The organism is Blautia sp. An46 (assembly GCF_002161645.1).
GTDB classification, from domain to species: domain Bacteria; phylum Bacillota; class Clostridia; order Lachnospirales; family Lachnospiraceae; genus Blautia; species Blautia ornithocaccae.
The window spans coordinates 61517-79790 of the sequence record NZ_NFIF01000012.1 but is presented as its reverse complement, the minus strand read 5'-3'; the positions used below and the strand labels follow the sequence as shown (position 1 = coordinate 79790).

Below are 18274 nucleotides of genomic sequence, written 5' to 3'. Positions count from 1 at the left end.
ATGAGCAGAATGAAACTGATCCTGTCCATCCTCCTGATGCTCTTTCTTTTGCTGGTCGCCATCTTTCTTCCTACTAAGCTCCGGGAGCGAAATCAAACACCGGATGCAAAGGCGCCGGAAGAGGCCGCCTCCCAGGAAGAAACGACACAGCCGGAGGAGCTGACCGAGATGGACTTTTTATCCTTTGAAGAGCTGAGCCAGTTCTTCTCATCCGCCCAGACTGCATCCCTAAAGGAGCAGTTTCCGGTATACCTTACCCGTATCGGGCGGACAGACGTTACTTCGGCAGAATATCTGCCGGACGAAACCGGGTATCCGGATACTACCACGGTGGAACTGCATTTTCTCCTGTCCGATGACAGCACCCTGCCGGTGTTCTATGACACCATGACGGGTGCTTTTTCTTTTGGAGAGGATCGGACAGTGCTGGGAACCTCCGGAAAAACCTATGAAAAACCGGTGGTGGATACCCTGCCCCCTGTCTCCAGCAGTGAAGTGGAGCAGCGCCAGGAAGGCGGCTATGCGGATGTGACCGCACCGGAATCACCTGCACCGGATACCGGGACAGAAGAAACGGGAACTACGCAAAGCGGAACTTCCGCAAATGCTGCGGATCCCGCACAGAACACCCAGGACGGAGAGGAGGTGCTGCCATGAGCAATCCGGATGAGCAGCGGACCTCCTTTATCCCGCCAAACTTCATCGAAAAGGGCAAGATCTTAAACGGCACCTTTGACATCCGCAATGCGATTGAAGCCATTATTTTCGCCCTGCTGATCGGGGTGCCGGTGGTCCACCTGCCGTTTTCCCTGACTACCCGCATTATCATCCTGTGCATGACTGCACTTCCGGCGGCCATGGTATCCCTCATCGGGATCGGCGGGGAGAGCATCACTGCTTTCCTTATGAACGCCCTGCGTTTTCTGAAAAAACGGCGGGTAGTTTTCCGCTCTGACGCAATGCCGGAGCCAAAGAAGAAACGGCAGAAACAGCCCGGAACGAAAGAAGCCAAAAAGCCTGCCAAGCGGGAACGGCGGAAGAAAAAGGCGAAAAAGGGCTCTTTGGAGGATTCTCCCCCTTTTGAGGGGGCCGGTCAGCAGGACGATGCACCTCCCACGAAAGAGGCGCCCCAGCAGGATCTGTCCGGCTCCCCTTCCCCCACTCCTTCTGGGAAAACGAAACGGAAAAAGAAACGGGAGCCAAAGGTTCGTGAGCATAAATCCTTCGATACCTCCACCCGGCGGGGCATCCGCAGGCAGGCCAGAGAAGATATCCGGCAGTTAGCCTATGAGCAGAAATGCGCAAAGATAGCAAAGCGCCGGGAAGAGCGGGCGGAGAAGGAAAAGCTCCGTGCCAAAAAGAAACAGGCTGCACAGGACGCCCGCCTTGCTGCACGGCAGGCGAAAGCTGCCCGCAAAGCAGAAGCCCGGAAGGCAAAGCAAACACAGGAAGATAAGGCAGTACCAAAAAGTGCTTTAAAATCCCGTCAGACAGCTTCCCAATCTTCCGCCAGGAAAAAGAAACGGAAGTTACAGACCATAGAGGACTATCTTCCGATTGAAAAGATTGCCCACGGTGTCATTTACACAACGGATGGCCGGTATGTAAAAATCCTGGAAGTCGAGCCCATCAACTTCCTCTTACGAAGTGCCAGGGAGCAGATGGGGATCATCTACAGCTTTATCAGCTACCTGAAGATCAGCCCGGTAAAGCTGCAGATCAAGATGATCTCCAAACGGGCGGACATCAACCAGCATCTGGAGAAATCCAGACAGGAGCTGGAAAATGAAACGGATCCCCGGTGCCGGGAGCTGCAGGAGGATTACCTGAAGTTTGTCCGGAACCTAAGTTCCAGGGAGGCCGTTTCCCGGCGGTTCTTCCTTGTTATGGAATATGAACCTTTTAACGTCAACCGGAAGGTGACGGAACGGGAGATCTTAGAGTCTCTTGAAACGACGGCGCAGACAGCCAAGACCTTTCTGTACCAGTGCGGCAATGAGGTGACAGAACATGAAAATCCGGATGAGTTTACCACGGATGTTTTGTACACCCTCTTAAACCGCTCCCTTTGCGCCACCCATCCCTTGCAGGAGCGCATTGCTTCCGTACTAGCACGGTACGCCAAGGAGAACCGGCCCGACGAGGACATCCGCATCAGTGAATTTCTCTCCCCGGAAACCCTGGATTTCCGGCACTCCAGCTATGTGCTGATCAACGGGGTCTACCACTCCTATCTGTACGTACCGTCATCCGGCTACAAAAGCCGGGTGGTGCCGGGGTGGCTCTCCCTTTTGGTAAACGCCGGGGAAGGCATTGACGTGGATTTTTACCTCCACCGGCAGCCAAAGGATAAGATCCAGCAGCGGCTGGGACAACAGATCCGGATCAACCGTTCCAAGATCAAGGACGCCTCGGATACCAATACCGACTATGATGACCTGGATTCCGCCATCCGCTCCGGTTATTTCTTAAAACAGGGGCTGGCGAATAATGAAGACTTTTATTACATGAGCCTTCTCATTACCGTCACAGCCTCTACTTTCGAGGAACTGCAGTGGCGGGTACAGGAGATGAAAAAGCTCCTGATCTCCCAGGACATGGACCTGAGAACCTGCTACTTTCTGCAGGAGCAGGGCTTTTTATCCACGCTGCCCCTGGCATCTCTGGATAAGAAGCTGTATCAGCTTTCCAGGCGGAACGTTTTAACCAGCGGGGCGGCAAGCTGCTATCCTTTTGTCAGCTACTCCATCTGTGATGACAACGGGATTTTATTTGGTGTCAACAAACACAATAACTCCCTGGTTATTGCAGATATCTTTGATTCCAGACAGTATAAAAATGCCAATCTTGCAATCCTGGGCTGCTCCGGTGCAGGGAAAACCTTCACCATGCAGCTTTTTTCCACCCGGATGCGGCGCAAAAATATCAAAGTATTTATTATCGCTCCGCTGAAAGGACATGAGTTCTACCGGGCCTGCAAGAATATCGGCGGGGAGTTTATCCAGATTTCCCCTGCCAGCCGCAACTGCATCAACATCATGGAGATCCGGAGAACGGATAACTCCGTCAATGAGCTGCTGGACGGTCCTTCCATGGACAACTCGGCGCTCGCCGGGAAGATCCAGAAGCTGCATATCTTCTTCAGCCTGCTCATCCCGGACATGACGCATGAGGAGCGGCAGCTTCTGGACGAGGCGCTGATCAAGACTTATGCAAGAAAAGGGATTACTCACAAAAATGAATCCCTGATCGATCCGGCCTATCCGGACCGGTATAAAGCCATGCCCATTCTGGAGGATGTCTACGATATCCTGATGGAAAGTGATGACACAAAACGCATGGCGCACATCTTAAACCGGCTGGTTCACGGCTCTGCATCCTCTTTTAACCAGCAGACCAATGTGGACCTGACCAATAAATATACCGTCCTTGATATCTCCGAACTGACCGGGGATCTGCTGACTGTGGGGATGTTCGTTGCCCTGGATTACGTCTGGGATATTGCCAAAGAAAACCGGACGGAGGAAAAAGCCATCTTCGTAGATGAAGTCTGGCAGCTTATCGGCGCGTCCAGCAACCGCCTGGCTGCAGAATTTGTTCTGGAGATTGCGAAGATCATCCGTGGATACGGCGGTTCTGCCGTCTTTGCCACACAGGATCTGAATGACTTTTTTGCCCTTGATGACGGCAAGTACGGCAAGGGCATTATCAATAATTGTAAGACGAAGATTGTCCTGAATATGGAAGATGAAGAGGCGCAGCGGGTGAAACAGATCCTGCATCTCTCGGAAACGGAGGTGATGAACATTACACACTTCCAGAGGGGCAATGGTCTGATTTCCACGAATAACAATAACATCACCGTGGAGTTTAAGGCATCCGCCCTGGAAAAAGAGCTGATCACTACAGACCGGCAGGAACTTCTGGAGATCCTGGAACGGCATAAACAAAAAGCTGCCGGGTAACGGTGCCAATGCAACTTATGGGGAGTGTCTGATACAGGGCAGACACTTCCTTTTTTCATTCCCCTGTACCTTTTTGAAAAGGAGGAGACTTATGAAACGAATCAAAACCCACATCCTCCGCCGCTGTTTCGCTTTCCTGATGGCAGCCATCGTCCTTGCGGGGACAGCGATCACAAGCCCCATGACAGCCCATGCAGCGGACGGAACCTTAAACTTTAAGACCGGGGAACTGATTTCCTACGGGGATTACTTTACCACAAAGATGTCTGTGGACGATAACGGCACTGCCTACTGTGTCCAGCCCATGAAAAAAACGCCGGCGGCGGGCAGCTATCAGTATGACCTGCTGGGAAAAGACTCTGCGCTTCGCAAAGCGCTCTACTACCTGCCCGGCGGTTACGGCTATGAAGAACAGAACATCGCCGGCACCTATTTAAGCGGCTGGTCTGAAAATGACCGCTATGTAATCGGTCATCTGGTGGCTTCCTATGTGTACAGCAATTATGACGCTGGAAGCGGTGCCTTTTATGGCGCACCACAAAATTACATTGATAAAGCTGTTGAAATTGCCAATGCGATTCAGGGACTGCCTGCTCCGCCGGAGTCCTTCCGTGCCTTTATCATCCCGTCTGACACCAATCAGACCGTTGCGGGATGCTGGTACGAAAAGCCCTACGGCTGGATCGAGATCCAGAAATCCACGGCAAACAGCTCCGTTTCTGACGGGAACGGCAATTACAGCTTAAAAGGCGCCCAGTATGGTATCTATCAGGGAAATAATCTGGTAGAGACACTGACCACCGATGAGAATGGCTACGCCAAATCCGGAGATCTTGAGGTCGGCAGCTATACGATCAAAGAGCTTTCTCCATCTCCGGGATACGCCCTGGATACCAATGCCTATGATGTGACGGTTTCTTCCAATGAAACAGCAAAAGCAGAGGTCAAGGAAATCCCCCAGAATAATCCCCTCTCCCTGGTGCTTCAGAAGCTGGATGCAGACGTAAAGGATGCCATTCCCCAGGGCGCTGCCAGCCTGAAGGATGCGGAGTTTACCGTGAAGTTCTACACCGCCATCTCCGATACGGATCCGGCTGCAGGCGGCAGTGAGCCTGCCCGCACCTGGGTATTCCGCACAGGAGAAGACGGGAAGATTTCCTTTACGGAGGAATACAAGGTCAGCGGGGATGCGTTCTACTACGCAAGTGACGGCAAAACGCTGTGCGTGCCTCTTGGTACTGTGACCATTCAGGAAACCAAAGCGCCAGCAGGCTACCAGCTCAATGATACCGTATTCGTTCTGCCCATTTCCAGCAGCGGTACGGAAGAAACTGTCTCTGCTTACCAGGCGCCGGATGTACCGGATGCTGTCATCCGGGGCGGTGTCAAAGTACAGAAACGGGATCTGGAAACCGGCGGCACCACTCCCCAGGGCGGTGCTACACTGGAAGGCGCTGAGTTTGCCATCACCTCATTAAATGAGAACCCGGTAGTCGTCGATGGAACGACCTATCAGAAGGATGAAGTCGTCCTGACCATCAAAACCGATGCCTCCGGACTGGCATCCACTGCTGCGGACGCTTTGCCTTACGGCAGTTACCGTGTAGATGAAGTGACGCCTCCCACCGGTTATTTAGGGGAAGGCACCCTCTCCGCTGAGTTTACCATCTCTAAGAACGGGGAAATGGTGGACCTGACTGGAGAAGACAACTCCATCTCGAACCAGATCATCCGGGGCGGTGTCAAAGTGCAGAAACGTGACATCGAAACCGGGGAAGCTGCCGCTCAGGGCGGTGCTACCTTGGAAGGCGCAGAATTTACCATCACCAGCTTAAATGCCAATCCGGTGATCGTGGACGGGGAAACCTACGAAAACGGGGAAATCGTCCTGACGCTTGTGACGGATGAGAAGGGGCTGGCTTCCACGGCGAAAGATGCCCTGCCTTACGGCCATTACCGGGTGGATGAGACAAAAGCGCCGGAAGGGTATCTGAACGAGGGCCGTATCTCCCTGGAATTTGACATCACGGAAGACGGCAAGATCGTGGAACTGACCGAAACCGGCTCATCCATTGAAAACCAGGTCATCCGAGGCGATCTGGAGCTTGTTAAAGTCAGTGACGGGGATCTGTCCCGTCTCGCAGGCGTACCGTTTACCATTACGTCCAAAACAACCGGCGAGAGCCATACCATCGTAACAGATAAAAACGGTTATGCCAGCACATCCGCAGAGTGGAACAAACATACTTCCAATACCAACCGGGGTGAGACTGCGGAAGACGGCATCTGGTTTGGCACCTCCGAGCCGGATGACTCCAAAGGCGCCCTGATCTATGATACCTATACCATTGAAGAGCAGCGCTGTGAAGCCAATGAAGGCCGAAACCTTCTTACCTTTGATGTGGAAGTGTACCGGGACTCTGTTACCATCGACCTGGGAACGCTGACCAATGACAAGGTGGAGATTGCCACCACTGCTCTGGATAAAGAAAGCGGCTCCCATATGGCAAAGCCCGATGACAAGGTAACGATTGTTGACACGGTTGAGTATGAAGGGCTGAAAAGAGGTGTGGAGTATCGGGTAGTCGGCACGCTCATGAACAAAGAAACCGGGGAACCTTTTGAGATTGATGGAAAACCGGTCACAGCAGAGACGACCTTTACGGCGAAAAAATCTACCGGCAGCGTGGAAGTAGAATTTACCTTTGACGCTACGGGCCTTGGCGGAACCACCATGGTCTGCTTCGAGGAACTGTGGCAGGATGACCTGAAAATGGCTGTTCACGCCGATATCGAGGATCAGGACCAGTCCATCTTCTTCCCGGAGATCGGTACTCAGGTGAAAGATTCCGAAACCGGCCTTCAGATGGCTCACGCAGATGAAGAGGTAACACTCATTGATACGGTGTCCTATTCCAATGTCCAGCCGGGAGAGGAACTGACACTTAAAGGCATCTTAATGGATAAAGAAACCGGGGAAGCATTGGAGATTGACGGGGAAACCGTGACTTCCGAACTGACCTTTACACCGGAAAACTCGGAAGGAACCGTGGATGTAGAATTTACCTTCAACGCCACGGAAGCCGCTGGGAAAACACTGGTCGTCTTTGAAACCCTGTACTATGAGGATGAAGAAATCGCCTCCCACCAGGATATCGAGGCACCGGAACAGACCCTAGTTCTTCCTTCTGTCAGCACCATCGCTGCAAATCCGGAGCTTGGAAACCAGACCGGGCTTGCAAAGGCGGAAGCATCCATTACGGATACAGCCGAATATACGAACCTCATTGCCGGGGAAACCTTCACGATCCGCGGTACGCTGATGGATCAGGAAACCGGCGAAGAGCTGCTGATCGATGACAAGCCCGTAACGGCTGAAGCAGAATTTACCCCGGAGGAGACTTCCGGAACCACCGAGCTGAGCTTTACCTTTAGTGCAGAGGCACTGGCCGGAAAAACCCTGGTGGTCTTCGAGGAGATCCTTTATAAAGATCAGGTGGTTGCGTCCCACAGGGACATTTCTTCAGATCCGCAAAGTATCTACTTCCCGCAGATCGGCACCTCTGCCACAGACGGGGAGGACGGGGATCAAGAGATCCTGGCCGACAGCGAGGTAACCATCAAGGATACGGTTTCCTATGAAAACCTGATTCCCGGGGCATCCTATCTCTTAAAGGGCGTGCTGATGGATCAGGAAACCGGGGAAGAACTGCTTCTTGACGGCAATCCGGTCACGGCTGAAACCGCATTTACACCGGAAGAGCGCAGCGGCTCCGTAGAGGTTGTATTTACCTTAGACGGCAGCTCCCTTGCAGGAAAATCCCTGGTTGTCTTTGAAACCCTCTACTATGTAGATGCAGACGGGACACAGCGGGAGATCTGCTCTCACAAGGATATTGACGATGCAGGACAGACCGTGCATCTTAGCGAAAATCCTCCGGAAGTACCGGAAGAACCGACGGAAACACCTTCCGTTTCTAATCCGGTCAAAACCGGGGATGATGCACCCATCCTTCTTTACCTTGGCATCGGGGCAGGCGCTCTTGTCCTTGCCGGAGCACTGACCGTCCTGTATCTGCACAGACGGAAACAGAAGGATAACCAATAACCCACACATTGACTCTAACAGGCGGTTCCTATTACTGGGCCGCCTGTTTCTATGGAAGGTGACAGATATGGAACGAACCCACTGTACGGCGGATGCCAAGCATATCCGCCATTTCCTGGACTGTTGCGAAGGGAACTGGCACCAGTGCGTATATGTGCGCTGCGTTTCCTGCAAAACTCCGGGATACTGCAGGCAGCCGGACTTTTTGTATCATCCGGATCCGGAGGGGAAACCCTGTGTCCTCCCCATGAGGGATGCCAGGCTTCTTTTCGCCCGGCTTCCAGAGCCCACCGAGTGCGCCGGCGCATTGACCATGGAGCAGTTTACCTCCCTGTACCGGCCCTATCTGGAAAAAGAAGGGCTGCTTGAAGCCCCCTGTCTTCCGGAGGCACTGCTGCGTCTCCAGGAGGCAGCCTGTTATGACTGGTAAAGTTGCGTTTTGCGGGGCTTCTACGTATGGGATAAGTAAGAAAACGAAAGGAGGAGCATCACATGAGTTATCTGATTCTGATTATCTGCTGGATCGACAGGGCATTTACCACCCTGATCTTTCTCCCCATGCTGTATATCCTGTACCGGAAGTTCCGCCCCACCAAGCCCTGGACGCCCCGCACCATGCGGCTGTACCTGGTCTGCAAGGTTCTGGTGATCCTGTTTCTGGTGCGTATCTTCTGCGCCGGATTCATCTTCATACCGGTCAACTATGAGCGCTTCACGGACAGCGGCCTGTTTCCGCTGATCAAAGCCATCTTTTACTCTGACTGGCCGTAAAAATGGTGAAAAGTGCCATTTAGTCCGAATCTGGGACCAGTTTCGGCGCTCATCCTATGGGCATCTGTCACCTTTATCCTTACACTATAAGTAAGCAATACGTAGAGAATGATAAACGTATGCCGTACTTATGCCATACGCATGAAATTGAGGTGAACAGACTATGAAACAGAAGAAAATCATCCGCTGCCCATACTGCGGCGGCACTGCCATCCTTCGGGACGCTTCCTTCGTCTACGGGGAAAAGTCCTACGGCGGCAAGGTTTATGTATGCAGCAATTATCCCAGGTGCGACGCCTATGTGGGAGTCCATCCCGGAACCCGGATCCCCAAAGGCACACTGGCAGACCAGGAACTTCGGAAGAAACGGATGCTGGCACATCAGATCTTTGACCAGATCTGGCTGAGGGGGATCTTGAGCCGTCCCGACGCCTATCACTGGCTGGCAGACAAGTTCTGCCTCTCCGATGAGCAGGCACACATCGGGATGTTCGGGAACTATATGTGTGACCAGGTGATCCGGGAGTCCAAAAAACTTCTGGCAAACCAGCGCCCCCGCCTTCAGGCGGCAGGCTGAAGGGAGGGAAATGCGATGGTAAAGCCCATGACACCCGCCCAGAAGCAGCTGGCGGAAGATCATATGGATCTGGTTCCAAAGATCATCCGCTCACTGACAAACGGAAGCCCTTTACCCAGCGAGCAGCGGCAGGAACTTTGCCAGATTGGATACCTGGCCCTGTGCCGGGCAGCCGTCTCCTGCGGGGAAGGGCTCCCCTTCACTCCATACGCTGCAGCTGCTATCCGCAATGCCATTTATGACTCCTGGCGTCACGAAATCCGGGGAAAAGATCTTTTCTGCCCACTGCAGGAAGATCTGCTGGATGCTATGCCGGCCCTGCAGATTGCCCAGGAGCAGGAAGCAATGCCGGATGCAGCGCCCCTGGCACTGAAAGATACGGCGGCAGGTGCTTATCTGGAGACACTCAAAGCCTCCCAGTGCAGCACCATCCAAAAAGGCATCGAAGCCCTCTGCTTCCAGCTTGAGGGCTACTCGGCCAAGGAGCTGTCCGCTCACTACCAGGTGCCTTCCAACCACATCCGGGCCTGGCAGAGCAAAGCCCGCAGATTTTTACAGCAGGATGCAGCGCTGTGCGCTCTGTTATCCTGAACATATAAAGGAGGAACTTTTATGCTTACGCTCTATACCGCTGTCGGCAGTCTTCAGTTTGTAAATGTGAACGGGAAACCGGTTCCCCATGTGATCAACAACCAGAAGGAATACGGGATGTCCAAAGAGGAGCTTCTGGTGTGGAGCTGCCTGGCCTTCCAGATCCTGACCTATCCGGAACTGGAGCGTCTGTTTGAAAAGAACTGTGCAGACTCCGGCCAGTCCATCTCCCTGCCGCTGTCCCATTACCTGAACCGTCTGCTCCTGCGGGGGCTTCTGGTAAAAGGGATGGGAGTAAGCGCCGTGGATGCCCTGTACCGGCTTCTGGGAACGCTGACCATCACGCCCGTTGAGGACCGTTTTCTCCCCCGGCTTGCCAGCGTGTTCCTGCTCTACACCAAAGGGCAGGTGCAGCTAGAAGACATCCCACGGCTCCTGCGTAAGACAAAATGTACGCCCACGGAGCGGGAAGTCCTGGCTCTTGCCGGAAAAGCGCCCCTGTCCACGGCAGAGCTGCTGCTCAGTATGGAGCGGGGCATCCTGATCCGGAAGGAAGAGGATATCCTGGAGAAGCTCTACACCTCGCCGGAAGACACCTGCAGCACCCTTACGGATACCGTGCAGATCACTCACGCCCAGTATCCCATCCTGCAGGCGGTCAGCAACCTGTACCTGAACCAGAAGATCCTGTTCCAGAAGATTTAATCCGAAAGGAGAACCCTATGCCGAAACCATTATTCACTCGGCTGGCTGCCATCTGTGCAGTCGGCCTTTTCTGTGTCCTGTTTGGATGCGTTTATGCCCTGTCTCAGAAGGATACCATCCTGCTGGTCATGAGCCTGCTTCTTGGATTGTGCTGCATCATCCGCTTCCTTCTTTTATATCATACCATCAAGACGGAGAATTACCTGATCCTGGAAGGCACCTGTGTTAAGCGGGAGAAATCGCCCCTCACTCGGAATCAGCAGGTATTGTTCCGTACTACGGAAGGGAAAGAATACCGCTTCAGCCTGGAAAAAAATACCCGGCTTCTGGCTGGCCACAGTTATCGGCTCTATTTTAAGAAAGAACGCACGCTGGAAGAAAATTCAGAAAAAGCGTTTCACGATCCGGCGCTGATTGGTTACGAAGAACTGATAGAAGTAGCTGCAGAAGAATAAAGAATGTCCTGTACAACTGGGATCAATCCGGTGTACAGGACACTTTTTAGCGTGATAAACTATCTTTTTTTATAGGTGAAGATAATCCCGATAATAGAAGCAATAAGGGCGAATGGCGCCAGTCTTACGAACAAAAATTCAACGCCATGCAGGATGGTCCCTGCAACTGCCAGCTCCGGATCATTGTAATCCCAATTCAAATATTCACTCTGCATAGCTGCAAAAGCAAGAAATACAACTATGATAACCGCACACAACGCAAAAAGCAGATAGCGGATCGTCCGAATCCTCGTCTCACTTCTTTTGGCAAATTGAAGATTAATTCTTTCCAGTTTCTCAGAGATACTCTTGAGATCCAACTCATTCACACAAGGCTCCTGTACGGTTTCTCCTAAGAGTATACTTACTGAAGTATCCAGTTCGTCTGCTAACGAAATGAGCAGATTGGAGTCAGGAACCGATAGACCTTTTTCCCATTTCGATACCGTCTGCCTTACTACATTCAGCTTTATGGCAAGTTCTTCTTGCGATAATCCTTTTGCTTTTCGTAGATTTTTAATATTTTCATTCAGCATAACCTGTGCCTCCTTTGTTTTGATACAACTATTAAATATCAAAAGCACCGTTGCCACAAGCAACACAAATTAACATTTCCATTATTACTACGAATGTTAATCTGTTGACACCTTAAATATACCAAATAAGTATTCTTCCTACTACACTTTAAGATAAAGGAATCGCAGTCAACGAATAAGTTTCTTGCTTTTGTGATAAAATTATGATAAAATAACGCCATAAAGGAGGCGATACTATGCTGAATATTCGGCCTGTTTCAGATCTGCGCAATCGCTTTTCTGAAGTTGAAGAGGATGTCCTGTCCAAAGGTGAACCGGTTTTTCTTACCAAAAACGGCTACGGTTCTATGGTTCTGCTCAGCCTGGAGCAATACGAAGAACTGACAAATGATGTGGAGCTGGCGCTGGATGAAGCGGACCGCGCCGCAGACCTCTCTGATACACGCTATTCTGCCGACGAGGTTTTTGGTCGGGTGAGGAGGCGCATCCGTGAACGAAAAGCATTATGACCTGCGGTTTCTCCCTCTATTTGAAGATGACCTCAATGAAATCGTAGACTATATTACCTATCGGCTGAGAAATCCCGCTGCGGCAGAACGACTGGTGGATGATGTAGAAGCAGCCATTTTAGAAAGGCTTCCCTGTGCGGAATCCTTCGAGCCTTTTCACTCGGCACGAGAACGTCAATACCCATATTATCGCATCCAGGTGCGGAACTTCACCGTTTTCTATGTGGTGATTGGAAACATTATGGAAGTACGACGGATCTTGTATAACCGCCGGAATTGGAAAGAACAACTTTAAGATCAGTACCCCGATCTTCTCATTCCATGAGACAGACCGGGGTACTTGGCTTTACAGTCTCCTTTTTCAGGGACTCATTCCCCTGGAACATCCACAAACTTGTATCCGACTCCCCACACGGTCTGGATATATTCTTTCTTTGTAACCTTTCGCAGCTTCTGGCGGATATTCCTGATGATACAGAATACAGCGCTGCTTACATCCACAGGCTCCTCCTTCCAGACTGCCTGATAGATCTGCTCCTTTGTGAACACTCTTCCTGGCTGACTGGCAAGGTACGCCAAGGTGTGAAATTCATAATTCTCTGTCAGAGGAATTTCTTGCCCCTGATACGATGCCTGGTGGCGGAGCGAGTCAATACAGAGTCCGGAATACTCAAGAACCGGATCAGCATCCAGCAATGCCTGGCCGCCATCCAGCCTTGCCAGGATCTGTTCCTTCACCAGACCGGAACTTTCTGTCGTGCGAAGTACCAGCTCAATCATACCTGTTTCGTACCGCCTTTCCTGCTACCTGAAATGTTACGGATATCAGCTCCTTTTTCCCGCTTCTGGAAATCTTCACGTCATACCCGATGGAATCCAGATAAGCCACCGCCAGTTTCCGACATTCTGAGGCAGCCTGTGTCAGTTCTTTCGCCTGCAGGCCATCTTCCAGATCTGCAGTCTCCACAATGCAGGTAAGACAGTTTTCTCTGCCGGATAAAGTGACCTTCATCCGGCCCCGATTCCAGATCAGGGTATAGAACAGGGAACACACTGCTGCGGGCATCTGTGCCGTGCATAAAATATCCCTGTCATCCCACACTTCCTTCAGATCCATTTTTACTGCAACGTGTTCTGTTCGCAGCTTCTGTTCCAGTTCCTCATAGATTTCCAGGCAAACCAGCAGCGTATTCTTCCGGAAAAAGTGTGTTTCCCACTGATAAAAGGGCGTCTTATTCAGTACCAGCCAGTTCTGAAAATAGTATGGAAGAGCCGACATTCTTTCTTTATCCATGCTTCATCCCCCGCAATCCGCTTCACTTATTTCCCATACGCAGTTCTCCACGTTTCAGACGGAATACCACATCCGCCTCTTTTGCAAGTGCCTCTGAATGGGTAACGACTACCACGCATTTGTTCATCTTGTGGGCGCTTTCCTTCAGGATTTCCGTAATGCCCCGTGCCGTGTCCTCATCAAGATTTCCGGTAGGCTCATCGGCAAGGATGACCGGCGCCTCACTGGCCAGAGCCCGTGCGATGGCCACACGCTGCTGCTGGCCGCCGGAGAGCTTCAGTACGTTGCGCTTTGCCTCTTCTTTTGTCAGGCCCAGCCGCTCCAGGATGGGAAGGGGCGGCAGTTTGGATGTCAGGGCCACATTTTCCGCCAGAGTCAGGTAATCAATCAGGTTGTATGCCTGGAAAATGAAAGACACATGATTCTTCCGGTGGTCGGAAAGCCCTGTCTTCGCAATATCCTGGTCCTCGAATAAGATCTGCCCGCTGGTCGGACTGTCCAGGCCGCCGATCAGGGACAGGAGTGTAGTCTTCCCACAGCCGGACGGGCCAAGGATTGCATAGAGCTTTCCCTGTTCCATCTGGACATTTATGCCACGCAATACTTTTCTTCGGTTGTCATAGGTATACCCTACGTTTTTTACTTCCATGATGCTCATACTGTTTACCTCGTTTCTTTTCTATTGCCTTACTCCATCTGTAACAAAATGGCTTTTGGTTTCATCCGCATGACCGGGATACACGACACCAGTACCGCTATGATAAGCAATCCCGCTCCGCAAGCTCCGACCAGAACAAAATGCTGGGGCGTAACAATGACGTTCTCAGCCGCCTTTCCAAACAATGTGCCTATATTCCCCGCCATTTCCCGGCTTGCCAGATATGCCAGTGGAAATGCTACGATAGCAACCAGGCAGATCTCCAGCATTTGCTGCAATAGGACTGCGTACTTTTCAATTCCCACTGCCAGCAGGATCCCGATTTCCCGTTTTCGGCTTCGGATAGACATGGAAAGGATCAGGATGATCAGTACCATGCTTACCACGGTAATCATTACAATCAGTGTTGTAACCAATGTAGTTGTGTCTGAGAGAGCACTTGAAATGTTCTGATACACTTCATCGTTGGCTGTAACAATAAAGTGGTCCCAGTTGATAGAAGAAATGCTCTGTACTTCGTTTATTACGCTCTCTAACTGTGCTGCATCAGTTACAAAGAAGTCTGCTTCCTGAATTTTGTTTCCATCACCATAATTTACACACATCGCCTCCATCGCAGCTTTACTACAAAAGGCATACTCGCTGAAATCCCACATGGTAGACGCATCATACATTGTGGCTTCATCGTTCTTGTCCGCCACCACTTCAAAAATACCCACAATTTCCATATCCACTTCAGGGTCATCGGTATAAGGGTCATTGATTCCGACAACTTTGCTGCCGACTTCCAATCCATTCTGTTCGGCACGTTCACGACTGATAATAAGGCCATTGGTCATATCCTCTGTGATATGGGAACCTTCAACCAATTCAAATCGTCCTGATGCGAATAAATCGTTATACTCCGTATTGACGTAGCCATAGGTATAAAAACTGTTGGTGTAGCCCGTTGTTACCACGCTGTCGCCCGTTTCCTTGAAGTAATAAGGCATGGAAACAATCGAAGCATCATATCCAGAAATCCCGTCTACTGCGGCAATCTCTTGAAGCATTTCATCTGAAATAAATTCCTGAGTGCTATAAGAACCATGAGCGCCACTTGTCCAACCACCTGTAGACAGATTTCTCTCCACAGTAAAACTGGCTCCGGTTGTTCCACGCATATCCTCAGTCTGCTTCTCCTGAGCATCAGCAATCGCCAGTCCAGATAATACAAGTGTCGTAATTGACAGCAGTAAGCAGAACAGAAGTAATGTCTTTTTCCATTTCCGAGCTGTATATAAAAAGGCCCGTATTCCTAAATTCATCCTGCACCTCCTTTATTCCATCTGTGATAAGATCTGTCTCGGTTTCAGCCGCATCGTTGGAATCCCAGACAGCAGCACTGCCATAATCAGCAGGATACACCCTGCAATAGCCACTAACATAAAATGCTCTGGCGTGACAATCACATTTTCTGCCGTTTTCCCAAACAGTGTTCCCAGGGTGCCAGCCACCTGCTGACTGCATACATAGGCAATAGGGAAGGCTGGTACAGCGATCAGCAATGTTTCCAGCAGATACTGCAGGACAACTGCCGGCTTTGCAATTCCCACTGCCAATAAAATCCCTGTCTCTCTTTTACGGCTTCTGACAGACATGAAAAGGATAAGCGTGATCAGCACCATGCTCACAACCGTAATCACGATAATCAGCGTGGTGATCAAGGAGCCTGTGTCAGAGAGCGCACTGGAAATGTTCTGGTATACTTCATCATTGGACGTGATGGTATAGTTATTCCAGTTTATTGAGGATATGTTCTGCACATCTTTGATCACATTATCTAACTGGGCGGCATCCGTAACATAGAAATAGGCTTCGGAAATCCCATCACCGTCCTCTCCCCAGCCCTTGATCAATCCTTCCGCTGCGTCCATACTGCAAAATACAAAGCTGGAATATTCGTAATAAGAGGAGTCATCATACATATTCACTTGGTCCTCTTTATCAGCCACCACATCAAAGATGCCTACGATCTCCATATCCACTGCAGGCGTGTTGTTCTCCGGGTAATAGATTCCAGTCAGTGTATCTCCAACCTTCAATCCATTCCACTCCGCCAGCTCTTTACTGATAATAATGCCGTCTGGCATATCATCTGTGATATGGGAGCCTTCCACCAGTTCAAATCGTCCGGATAAGAACAGCTCATGATACTGGGAGTTGTAGGAACCATAGTTATAAAAGCTATAATTGTCGTGTTCCAATTCTTCCCCGTCAGCATTAAAGATACGGGGAAGAGTAATCAGGGAAGCGTCATATCCCTGGATGCCGTCCACCGAGGCAATCTCCCGGATCATGTCCTCTGTCATAAATTCCTGGGTGCTGTATGAACCGCCGCTTCCGCTTGACCAGCCCCCTGTAGATATGTCTCTCTGAACAGTAAAGCTGGCTCCGGTGGTTCCCCTGACTTCCTCCGTCTGCTCCTCCTGTGCGTCTGCAATAGCAAGCCCTGACAATACCAGGGTGCTGATCGATAAAATAAGGCAGAATACCAGCAGCGTCTTTTTCCATTTCCGCACGGTATATAAAATTGCCCGTAGTCCTAAATTCATATCGCCTGCACCTCCTTAACTCATCTGCGACAAGATACTCTTGGGCTTCATCTTCATAATGGGATAGGCCGCCAGTGCGGTAGAGGCCACACAAAGCGCCATGCCAAAAGCCCAGACCATTGCGTAATCTCTCCCGGAGACTGCCACTTCAATCTCGGCAAGGTTCAAATCCTCGGCGGGATCTTCCACAGCTTCGTTTTCCCCTGTCAGATCCACCGTTTCATAGGTTTCGCTTGTTACCTGAGAGAGCAGGCTGCTCCCGATCTGATGGGAAATGACGGTGCTGGTGCCAAAGGAGATTACAAGGGCGATTGCCGCCACAAGAACCACCTCCAACAGATACTGCAACAAAACCGAGCCTTTTGATATGCCCATTGCCAAATAGATACCGGTTTCATGGATGCGTCCTCTCAGCCGCAGCGTCAGGAACAATGCCAACACCAGGAAACAGATCACAGATACCACCGCAATGGCGATAAACACGATATTCTGCAGCCCTTCCAGGGACTCCTTTGCGTTCTGGTAGTCGTTGTCATAGCGTGTGAGCGTACAGTCCTCCCATGCTACGCCTGGAATTTCCTTTACCTCATCCATGATGCGCTCAAGTTCATCCGGATCATCCACATAAAAATCCCCATACTGTACACTGGATCCGTCTTCTGTTCCATAGAGCAGGCTGGCGGCTGTGGAAAGGTCTGTAAATACAATATTGTCGTAGAGATCATAGGACGGTGCAATGCCGATAGAGTCCTGTTCTTTGGTGTTGGTAAAGATCCCGGCCACCGTTACCGGAATGGTACTATTCTTCCCCTCCACATCCTTCAGCAGCATCGTATCCCCTACACTCAGCCCGTTTCTCTGTGCAAATTTCTCATGGATCAGCACCTGGTTTCCGCCTTCCGTGGTAATCGGTTCGCCCTGTGTCAGTTCAAACCCGCCTTCCGTAAAATAGCTGTCATCCTGGGAGTTTGAATTTGCCACGATCTTTCCAGCGTTTTCATAGCCTTCCGGTATTTGGGCAGCCTCTTCCGTGTTGATCGCAAGAGGATTCCCCTGTGCATCACAATATTCTGCATAGGAGTAAGACCGGAGCGTGTACCTGCCGCTTAGTCCGTCAATCCCCAGGATCTGCTCCCGTACCTCCTCTGTGATCCCGCCCTCCAGCTGTTTTCCATTGATTGTGAAGTATCCCAGAAGAGCCTTTTTGATGTTGGCATTAGCCGTTTCTGTGGCAGACTGGATGGAAAAGCAGGTCAGCATCAATGTGGCCATAACCAGCAGGAACGCAAGCAGCGTAAGAGTCTTTCCCTTCTTCCGTAAGGAATAGAGGAGAGCCCGTTTACACAAATTCATTGTTTCTGTCACCTCATTTCTTCTGTTATTCTGTTGTCCATGTGTAAGTGAACATTCTAAGGATACATAAGAAAGGTGGAGTTGAGGTGGAGCTTAGATGTTTTTTTGGTGGAGTTGGC

At 50.9% G+C, this 18274-nt stretch carries 18 protein-coding genes; 11 read left to right on the top strand and 7 right to left on the bottom strand.

Annotated elements, in window-relative coordinates:
• From B5G00_RS11205 to B5G00_RS11165, 9 genes are all read left to right on the top strand, one after another.
• Positions 1 to 657, top strand: a complete 657-nt coding sequence (locus B5G00_RS11205) for a DUF5038 domain-containing protein (RefSeq protein ID WP_015574509.1) — start codon at positions 1 to 3, stop codon at positions 655 to 657.
• The gene (locus B5G00_RS11200; protein ID WP_087202369.1) at positions 654 to 3965 is read left to right on the top strand and encodes a VirB4 family type IV secretion system protein; all 3312 of its coding nucleotides are present in this window, start codon (positions 654 to 656) and stop codon (positions 3963 to 3965) included. Before B5G00_RS11205 ends, B5G00_RS11200 begins: the two co-directional genes overlap by 4 nt.
• Positions 3966 to 4056: 91 nt before the next feature.
• Entirely contained in the window at positions 4057 to 8073 is a 4017-nt protein-coding gene (locus B5G00_RS11195) for a VaFE repeat-containing surface-anchored protein (protein WP_087202367.1), read from the top strand.
• A 67-nt stretch (positions 8074 to 8140) separates the two neighbouring features.
• Complete coding sequence (locus B5G00_RS11190) at positions 8141 to 8503, top strand: hypothetical protein (RefSeq protein ID WP_087202365.1); 363 nt, start codon at positions 8141 to 8143, stop codon at positions 8501 to 8503.
• Between the two features lie 62 nt (positions 8504 to 8565).
• Positions 8566 to 8844 carry a hypothetical protein gene (locus B5G00_RS11185; RefSeq protein WP_087202363.1) on the top strand — a complete coding sequence of 93 codons (279 nt, stop codon included), beginning with the start codon at positions 8566 to 8568 and terminating at the stop codon, positions 8842 to 8844.
• Between the two features lie 163 nt (positions 8845 to 9007).
• Entirely contained in the window at positions 9008 to 9421 is a 414-nt protein-coding gene (locus B5G00_RS11180) for a DUF3268 family zinc-finger domain-containing protein (RefSeq protein WP_087202361.1), read from the top strand.
• Between the two features lie 15 nt (positions 9422 to 9436).
• Positions 9437 to 10012: a sigma-70 family RNA polymerase sigma factor gene (locus B5G00_RS11175; RefSeq protein WP_087202359.1), complete on the top strand. Its 576-nt coding sequence runs from the start codon at positions 9437 to 9439 to the stop codon at positions 10010 to 10012.
• A 21-nt stretch (positions 10013 to 10033) separates the two neighbouring features.
• Positions 10034 to 10717 (top strand): hypothetical protein, encoded by a 684-nt coding sequence (locus B5G00_RS11170; protein WP_087202357.1) that lies wholly within the window; start codon positions 10034 to 10036, stop codon positions 10715 to 10717.
• Between the two features lie 17 nt (positions 10718 to 10734).
• Positions 10735 to 11172, top strand: a complete 438-nt coding sequence (locus tag B5G00_RS11165; protein WP_087202355.1) for a hypothetical protein — start codon at positions 10735 to 10737, stop codon at positions 11170 to 11172.
• Between the two features lie 59 nt (positions 11173 to 11231).
• On the opposite strand, the gene B5G00_RS11160 is transcribed toward B5G00_RS11165, so the two are convergent.
• A complete protein-coding gene (locus B5G00_RS11160; protein ID WP_087202353.1) occupies positions 11232 to 11747 on the bottom strand; it encodes a helix-turn-helix domain-containing protein in 516 nt (171 codons plus the stop codon).
• Positions 11748 to 11983: 236 nt separating this feature from the next.
• On the opposite strand from B5G00_RS11160, the gene B5G00_RS11155 reads away from it, so the two are divergent.
• Complete coding sequence (locus tag B5G00_RS11155; protein ID WP_015573205.1) at positions 11984 to 12256, top strand: type II toxin-antitoxin system Phd/YefM family antitoxin; 273 nt, start codon at positions 11984 to 11986, stop codon at positions 12254 to 12256.
• Positions 12237 to 12551 carry a type II toxin-antitoxin system RelE/ParE family toxin gene (locus B5G00_RS11150; RefSeq protein WP_087202351.1) on the top strand — a complete coding sequence of 105 codons (315 nt, stop codon included), beginning with the start codon at positions 12237 to 12239 and terminating at the stop codon, positions 12549 to 12551. Before B5G00_RS11155 ends, B5G00_RS11150 begins: the two co-directional genes overlap by 20 nt.
• Positions 12552 to 12625: 74 nt before the next feature.
• Here B5G00_RS11150 and B5G00_RS11145 read toward each other — a convergent pair whose 3' ends face one another.
• The 6 genes from B5G00_RS11145 to B5G00_RS11120 are packed head-to-tail and all read right to left on the bottom strand — an operon-like array spanning position 12626 to position 18155.
• Positions 12626 to 13036, bottom strand: a complete 411-nt coding sequence (locus B5G00_RS11145) for a winged helix-turn-helix domain-containing protein (RefSeq protein ID WP_087202349.1) — start codon at positions 13034 to 13036, stop codon at positions 12626 to 12628.
• The gene (locus B5G00_RS11140; protein WP_087202347.1) at positions 13029 to 13550 is read right to left on the bottom strand and encodes a hypothetical protein; all 522 of its coding nucleotides are present in this window, start codon (positions 13548 to 13550) and stop codon (positions 13029 to 13031) included. The genes B5G00_RS11145 and B5G00_RS11140 overlap by 8 nt, the downstream gene beginning before the upstream one ends.
• 22 nt (positions 13551 to 13572) lie before the next feature.
• Positions 13573 to 14208, bottom strand: coding sequence for an ABC transporter ATP-binding protein (locus B5G00_RS11135; protein WP_087202345.1), 636 nt, complete (start codon positions 14206 to 14208; stop codon positions 13573 to 13575).
• Between the two features lie 29 nt (positions 14209 to 14237).
• Positions 14238 to 15515, bottom strand: coding sequence for an ABC transporter permease (locus B5G00_RS11130; protein WP_087202343.1), 1278 nt, complete (start codon positions 15513 to 15515; stop codon positions 14238 to 14240).
• Between the two features lie 12 nt (positions 15516 to 15527).
• Positions 15528 to 16802: an ABC transporter permease gene (locus B5G00_RS11125; RefSeq protein WP_087202341.1), complete on the bottom strand. Its 1275-nt coding sequence runs from the start codon at positions 16800 to 16802 to the stop codon at positions 15528 to 15530.
• 15 nt (positions 16803 to 16817) lie between these two features.
• On the bottom strand, positions 16818 to 18155 hold the full coding sequence (locus B5G00_RS11120) for an ABC transporter permease (protein WP_087202339.1): 1338 nt from the start codon (positions 18153 to 18155) through the stop codon (positions 16818 to 16820).
• Between the last annotated feature and the right edge of the window lie 119 nt (positions 18156 to 18274).

What these genes read in the sequence shown, in the direction of transcription:
- B5G00_RS11140 (WP_087202347.1), bottom strand. Translation starts at nt 13,550, where the DNA reads ATGGATAAAGAAAGAATGTCGGCTCTTCCATACTATTTTCAGAACTGG.
- B5G00_RS11175 (WP_087202359.1), top strand. Translation starts at nt 9,437, where the DNA reads ATGGTAAAGCCCATGACACCCGCCCAGAAGCAGCTGGCGGAAGATCAT.
- B5G00_RS11205 (WP_015574509.1), top strand. Translation starts at nt 1, where the DNA reads ATGAGCAGAATGAAACTGATCCTGTCCATCCTCCTGATGCTCTTTCTT.
- B5G00_RS11135 (WP_087202345.1), bottom strand. Translation starts at nt 14,208, where the DNA reads ATGAGCATCATGGAAGTAAAAAACGTAGGGTATACCTATGACAACCGA.
- B5G00_RS11185 (WP_087202363.1), top strand. Translation starts at nt 8,566, where the DNA reads ATGAGTTATCTGATTCTGATTATCTGCTGGATCGACAGGGCATTTACC.
- B5G00_RS11160 (WP_087202353.1), bottom strand. Translation starts at nt 11,747, where the DNA reads ATGCTGAATGAAAATATTAAAAATCTACGAAAAGCAAAAGGATTATCG.
- B5G00_RS11195 (WP_087202367.1), top strand. Translation starts at nt 4,057, where the DNA reads ATGAAACGAATCAAAACCCACATCCTCCGCCGCTGTTTCGCTTTCCTG.
- B5G00_RS11125 (WP_087202341.1), bottom strand. Translation starts at nt 16,802, where the DNA reads ATGAATTTAGGACTACGGGCAATTTTATATACCGTGCGGAAATGGAAA.
- B5G00_RS11155 (WP_015573205.1), top strand. Translation starts at nt 11,984, where the DNA reads ATGCTGAATATTCGGCCTGTTTCAGATCTGCGCAATCGCTTTTCTGAA.
- B5G00_RS11200 (WP_087202369.1), top strand. Translation starts at nt 654, where the DNA reads ATGAGCAATCCGGATGAGCAGCGGACCTCCTTTATCCCGCCAAACTTC.
- B5G00_RS11130 (WP_087202343.1), bottom strand. Translation starts at nt 15,515, where the DNA reads ATGAATTTAGGAATACGGGCCTTTTTATATACAGCTCGGAAATGGAAA.
- B5G00_RS11165 (WP_087202355.1), top strand. Translation starts at nt 10,735, where the DNA reads ATGCCGAAACCATTATTCACTCGGCTGGCTGCCATCTGTGCAGTCGGC.
- B5G00_RS11180 (WP_087202361.1), top strand. Translation starts at nt 9,008, where the DNA reads ATGAAACAGAAGAAAATCATCCGCTGCCCATACTGCGGCGGCACTGCC.
- B5G00_RS11190 (WP_087202365.1), top strand. Translation starts at nt 8,141, where the DNA reads ATGGAACGAACCCACTGTACGGCGGATGCCAAGCATATCCGCCATTTC.
- B5G00_RS11170 (WP_087202357.1), top strand. Translation starts at nt 10,034, where the DNA reads ATGCTTACGCTCTATACCGCTGTCGGCAGTCTTCAGTTTGTAAATGTG.
- B5G00_RS11120 (WP_087202339.1), bottom strand. Translation starts at nt 18,155, where the DNA reads ATGAATTTGTGTAAACGGGCTCTCCTCTATTCCTTACGGAAGAAGGGA.
- B5G00_RS11145 (WP_087202349.1), bottom strand. Translation starts at nt 13,036, where the DNA reads ATGATTGAGCTGGTACTTCGCACGACAGAAAGTTCCGGTCTGGTGAAG.